Source organism: Bacillus sp. LL01, from assembly GCF_001037965.1.
The window spans coordinates 1-5,876 of record NZ_LFEL01000099.1 but is presented as its reverse complement, the minus strand read 5'-3'; the positions used below and the strand labels follow the sequence as shown (position 1 = coordinate 5,876).

Sequence of the window (5,876 nt, the reverse complement as noted above, 5' to 3'; positions counted from 1 at the left end):
GACCCAGCTGCTCAGTTAGCAGTAGACTTKATCGGTCCTAATGATCAAGGGTTTATCACTTCGGAATTTGTTCAGTATGTGTATGCTGAATCGAGAAATATTGACCTTCCACGCTTTGCACGAGATCAACGTTTAATGGGAATAGAGATTGAACGTGATGATTTAGTTGCTGGTGATGTGCTCTTTTTTCAAGGAAGCTCGTTAATGTCAGGTATTTATATTGAAAATGGTCGCTTTGTCGTTGTGACAAGCACAGGGATAGCGCAAGTGAATCTGAACAGCAGTAGTTATTGGTCTGGTATTTATATCGGAGCTAATCGATATATGAAAGACTCCATTACAATAGAGGAGCCTGTAGCGAAACTATCGTTAGACATGATTGGTGTCAATGAACAAGATTTTATAACCTCAGAGTTTGTCCAATATGTTTTTAATGAAGCAAAAGGGTTCGCGCTTCCAAGAGCAGCTAGTGATCAATGGCTTCTTGGAGAAGAGGTGAATCAAGATCTGTTACAGCCTGGTGATGTGGTCTTTTTTCAAGGGACATACTTAATGTCAGGTATCTATATAGAAAATGGTCGCTTTGTGATTGTAACAAGTGAGGGATTAACAGAACGAAATTTAATCATGAGTGAGTACTGGTCTAAGGCGTTTGTTGGTGCCAAACGCTATACCGAAGAAAATCTCACTCCGCCTTCTTCGTCAAATGAAATTGTAAAGAAAGCTCGTTCTTTAATTGGGACTCCTTATAACAGAAGGGGAGATAATCCAGAAGATGGCTTTAATACAGGGTCATTTGCTTATTATGTTTATCGGGAAGTAACCGGGAGCTGGCTCTCAAAGCTATCATTCCCGCAATATGAAGCTGGTCTTCAAATTGCGCGTGATGAACTTCAAGAAGGAGATCTTGTTTTCTTTTTAAATAATGAGGAGTGGCTGACCGGTATCTATACGGGGGATGATCAGTTCATAACCGCTACTTCAGAAGGGGTGCAGGAACGTCATCTAGAGTTTCATACCTATTATGCAGATCGTTATGTAGGGGCAGTACGCTACACCGAAGAAATTCTAAAAAAATCCAACCCTGAAACGTATGTAGGTCATGAAAATCCAGTCATCCAAGAGGCAATGAATTATATGGGGACTCCCTACCTTATGACTGGGAGCACACTAGATGCATTTGATTGTTCTTTCTTAATTCAAACGTCCTTTAAAGAAGCAAAAGGAATATACCTCCCAAGAATCAGCTATAAACAATGGGAAGTAGGAGAAACGATTCTATCAAAAGGCACAAATATAGAAGATGTTTCCCTTGATAACCATATCAGACCTGGTGATGCTCTTTATTTTTCAGGCACATGGCAAGAAGAAATCTCGCATGTCGCCATTTATTTAGGGGACGATTATATGATTCATGCAACTGGTGAAGAAGGGATGACTACGATTTYCTATATGAATTCGTACTGGCGCGAACATTTTACAGGGGTTAAACGTTTTGATAGTCTTTCAGTCCGCCTCGATAATCCAGCTATTTATGAGGCTTATCAACTACTTGGAAGCCCTTATCAATTAGGCGGAGCTGATCCGGATCAAGGGTTTGATACAGGAGGACTTGTCCAATRCATCTATAAACAGGCATATCAACTTGAGCTTCCTCGCTATGGTAGCCAGCAATGGCAAGAAGGCAGCGAGATCTCGCTTGAAGATGCGGAGGTTGGAGATCTATTATTCTTTGAAGGGTCCTCATTAATTCCAGCTGTCTATATAGGAAATAATCAAATGGTGGTCGCAACTCAGGCAAGCGGAGTGACTATTGTTGATCTGACTGTGAGTACGTATTGGCCTCCGAGGTTTTATGGGGCAAGGACATATGAAAAAACGAAGGGAGATCTCGAAGCCGTGGCAACCCTAACGGAAAGATTTATCGGGGAATCATTTACTGGATCTTCTATTGAATTTGTTCAAAGTGTTTATCAAGAAGCCGCGAACATTGAATTATCAGGCAACCTGCATACTCTTCGTTCGAGCGGAGAGTGGATTCATATCGAAGAACTAGAAAGAGGCGATGTGATGTTCTTCAGCGAAGAGTCAGATGGAAGTAGGGCGGATTTTGTCGCCATTTATTTAGGAGAAGGAGTATTTGCAACAGTGATGGATGATGTAGTAGTCACATATGAAATGAATGATGAGATTGCATGGATTAATCTTCTAATTGAAGCTAGAAGATATTAAAAAGTATTAACAAAGGAGTTGCCTATGGCAGCTCCTTGTTTTCATTTTAAAAAGGATATTAGGGTAAGTAAATCGAATGTATAAAAGAAGACTATACATCCTGGGAGGACAAGTATGGATATTAATCAACTTTCAAAACGATTTATTATGGTGCTTTTTTAGGAGGGATTTTACGAGAGGATGTTGAAGTGAGTAATTAGTTTGAAATTTTAGATAAAGGGGCATTGAGATGCATAAAGAGAGAAGAAAAGCTTATTGGCAAGTGTTAGCTTGGGCTTTGATTGTTTTTGCCCTTATAAATATATGGTGGTTCTTTCGATGAATGCCTATTGTAAAAGTGCGCTTCATCAAATTCAGATTGCGATCAATTCGATCATTGGCATCATGCATGAGCTTAATAGCGATGATTTACATAGTCGCCCAACAGACATGAAATACTCGATTGGTGAACTACTTGAGCACATCTCCCTCCTCCCTAAAGCAGACTATAAGATTAGTAATGGGGCAACAGAAGAGGAGATGTCAGCGTTTTACAGTGAACATTCTTTTCATACGATCAAAGAAATAGAAGGGGCGCTTATTAATCACTATCAATTTTTAGAAAAGAGGTATCTGACGTATACAGATAGAGAGTTGCAAGAGAAGATGGTTTCGTATTGGGGAGCAACTTATTCAAGATATGAATGGCTTCTTCAGATCGTCGCTCATCTGTACCACCATCGAGGCCAACTTCATGCGATGCTCGTTCATTGCTGCCGGAAAGACCCTCAAATCTCCCTTTTTGAATAAGAGTACGTTGATAATTATCATACATATTGGAAAGAATAAGGCTATAAATCATTCAAAATAAGTAGGCTAGCCAACCAACTAGATGGAGGGCATACAATGAAAAAAGAAATTGAAATGAAGATGAAAGGTGAGCTTTCTAGGCTAACCAATCGTACTTTTAAATTTGATAAACGAATCAAAGAAGGATGGTATTCAGCTGTCTATTTTTTGAAAACAAAAGAAATCGCCAAGAAGTACAAGCCTGATAAAGTAGTAACGATGCAGTTTTTTCAAAAAGAGGAAGCCATTCTATGTGGGATTGATGAGTCAATTGCTCTTTTACATACGTTTGCTGAAGATCCAGATGAGTTAGAAATTTATGCTCTACAAGATGGTGATCAGATTAAGCCATTTGAAACCGTCTTAACCATTCGAGGTTCGTATCATAAATTTGGCTACCTAGAAGGGATCATTGACGGTATTTTAGCTAGACGAACAAGTGTCGCAACTAATGTTTATCGAGTCGTATCAGCAGCCAAGCATAAGCGTGTTATTTTTATGGGCGACCGTGATGATCATTTTAGCAATCAAGCTGGAGATGGATATGCTGCCTTTACGGGGGGAATGTCTGCTCAAGCGACACATGCGATGAATGAGTGGTGGGGCGAAAAAGGTCTTGGAACGATGCCTCATGCTTTAATTCAATTGTTTAATGGAGATGTCGTTGAAGCTTCGAAGGCTTATCATGCCACGTATCTACAAGATGATCTAATTGCCCTTGTGGATTATAATAATGATGTAATTACAGATTCCTTAAAGGTCGCTCGTGAATTTGGTGAGAAACTAAAAGGTGTACGGATTGATACATCAAGAACGATGATTGATCAATACTTCATTCGTAATCAGCATATTTTAGGTAGTTTTGACCCACGAGGTGTAAATATCTCACTCGTTAAAGCATTAAGAGAAGCATTAAATGAAGAAGGCTTTCATCACGTGCAAATTGTCGTTAGTGGCGGTTTCTCTGCTGACCGCATTAAAGAATTCGAAAAAAATGATACGCCCGTAGATGTGTACGGTGTTGGCGGGAGCCTCTTAAAGCTCACGATTGGCTTTACAGGGGATAATGTGATGCTAGATGATGAACCAGAAGCGAAAGCAGGCAGACGTTATAACCCGAATCCACGAATGAAGAAAGTAGACATTCATTCATGGTAAAGATACGWATAAGAAAGCTTGGCCCCGAGGGGCCAAGTTTTTTCAYGCTATTGTTGAATCGCATCTAATGACTGTACTAATCCATTACCATATTGTGTAGAGGATCCTAGATTGATAGCTGTTTCATTTAACAGATTACGAAGTGCCACATTTGATAAATGTGGCTTAGCTTGCCAAACTTGTGCTGCAACTCCTGCCACAYGCGGAGAAGCCATTGATGTTCCGTTAAAAGATGCATAATTGTTATTTGGAGTCGTGCTAAGAATTCCTACTCCAGGAGCTGAGATCTCAACTGCTGGACCTGTGCTTGAGAATGTTGCACGTTGGTTATTTTGATCTGTAGCAGCTACTGCGATTACTGAGTCATATTTAGCAGGGTAGCCGACTGTGTCATTTCTGCCGCTGCGTGTTCCACTGTTTCCAGCTGCAGCAACAACAAGTACTCCCTCAGCATATGCTAGATCACTAAACTCTTTTAAAATAGCAGAACTTTGTGAGCCACCAAGGCTCATATTAATGATGTCAATATCATTATTGATTGCCCACTCAATGCCCTCGGCAATACCAGCATATGAACCACTACCCGCGTTGTTCAAAACTTTTACCGCGTAGAGAGAAGCTTCGCTTGCAACACCAATAACACCAATATCATTATTCACAGCTGCTACAGTACCAGCGACATGAGTGCCATGGCCATCACCATCAAAAAATGGATCAGAGTTGGCTGAATCAGTGAAAACAGAATGTCCACCTTTTACGTTGGCTGATAGATCAGGATGATTGCGGTCGATTCCCGTGTCAAGAATCGCTACCTTTACACCATTTCCTGTGAAGCCTGCATCTTGTGCAGCAGTCCCTTGTACACGAGGAATGCCCCACGGAGTCGTTTGAGCTAATTTAGTTACCTCAGCATTTTCTTCAACCATTTGAACATGAGGATGATTTTGCAGGCCGCGAGCTTGATTTTCTGTTAAATTCAAATGCATGACCGGAAGGAGGTCATATTCATGAATAATATCTTTATTATCAATACCAAAAGCTTGTACTAACCCTTTCTGTGCTGCACCATCAAATTGAACTAAATAATCTTTTACCTCTGCGTTCGCATTTCCTGCTAATACAGCTTGTCCAGGTACTGCCATCAAGATTACAAGTAATAGAGCTAAAAATAATCGTCTCAAATAGGTAGCCTCCAATAGTAATAGATTTTGTTTGTTACATACTATTCACTAAGTACAAAGCCTCCTTTCAGAAATCGAATAGTTTGCTTTAGTGAAGCTTGGTGTGCAATCAAAGAGGTCAGGTATATCGAAAGAAAATTCTTTCTATTTAATTTAAGAATAAGTTTAACATTGGCAATATTCAATAAATTTTTATATAAACATACTAATAGGAAGTAATTTGGAAGTGGGTGAGAGAGCTCTATTATTTAGAAATATATGGTATAATTGAGAGGTTATATGTTGTAGATGAATCAGTAGGATGTGGGTCATATGTCAGTAAAATGGATTGGCTGGGTCGGGATTTTTCATGTTTTGTTTATTGTGGGGTGGATCGTTTACAATTAATCTCATCACTTGATCTATCCAACTCCTCTATTAGGAGAAGGTCAGTCATTAGCAGAACTAGGAATTCTTTATTATAGTGAGCATAGAGGT

4 protein-coding genes are annotated in these 5,876 nt (G+C 39.8%); 3 read left to right on the top strand and 1 reads right to left on the bottom strand.

Going from position 1 to position 5,876, the window contains the following annotated elements; genetic code table 11:
• The 3 genes from AB685_RS25305 to AB685_RS25295 form a co-directional block, all read left to right on the top strand.
• A partial coding sequence (locus tag AB685_RS25305; protein ID WP_053073955.1) for an NlpC/P60 family protein occupies positions 1-2,232 on the top strand: 2,232 nt, incomplete at its 5' end.
• Between the two features lie 318 nt (positions 2,233-2,550).
• A complete protein-coding gene (locus AB685_RS25300; protein WP_047973357.1) occupies positions 2,551-3,021 on the top strand; it encodes a DinB family protein in 471 nt (156 codons plus the stop codon).
• A 96-nt stretch (positions 3,022-3,117) separates the two neighbouring features.
• Positions 3,118-4,218: a nicotinate phosphoribosyltransferase gene (locus tag AB685_RS25295; protein ID WP_047973356.1), complete on the top strand. Its 1,101-nt coding sequence runs from the start codon at positions 3,118-3,120 to the stop codon at positions 4,216-4,218.
• Positions 4,219-4,265: 47 nt separating this feature from the next.
• Here AB685_RS25295 and AB685_RS25290 read toward each other — a convergent pair whose 3' ends face one another.
• Positions 4,266-5,399 (bottom strand): S8 family peptidase, encoded by a 1,134-nt coding sequence (locus AB685_RS25290; protein WP_047973355.1) that lies wholly within the window; start codon positions 5,397-5,399, stop codon positions 4,266-4,268.
• Positions 5,400-5,876: the final 477 nt, after the last annotated feature.

Excerpts from the sequence above, each read along its gene's own strand:
- AB685_RS25300 (WP_047973357.1), top strand. The coding sequence starts at position 2,551 with ATGAATGCCTATTGTAAAAGTGCGCTTCATCAAATTCAGATTGCGATC.
- AB685_RS25295 (WP_047973356.1), top strand. The coding sequence starts at position 3,118 with ATGAAAAAAGAAATTGAAATGAAGATGAAAGGTGAGCTTTCTAGGCTA.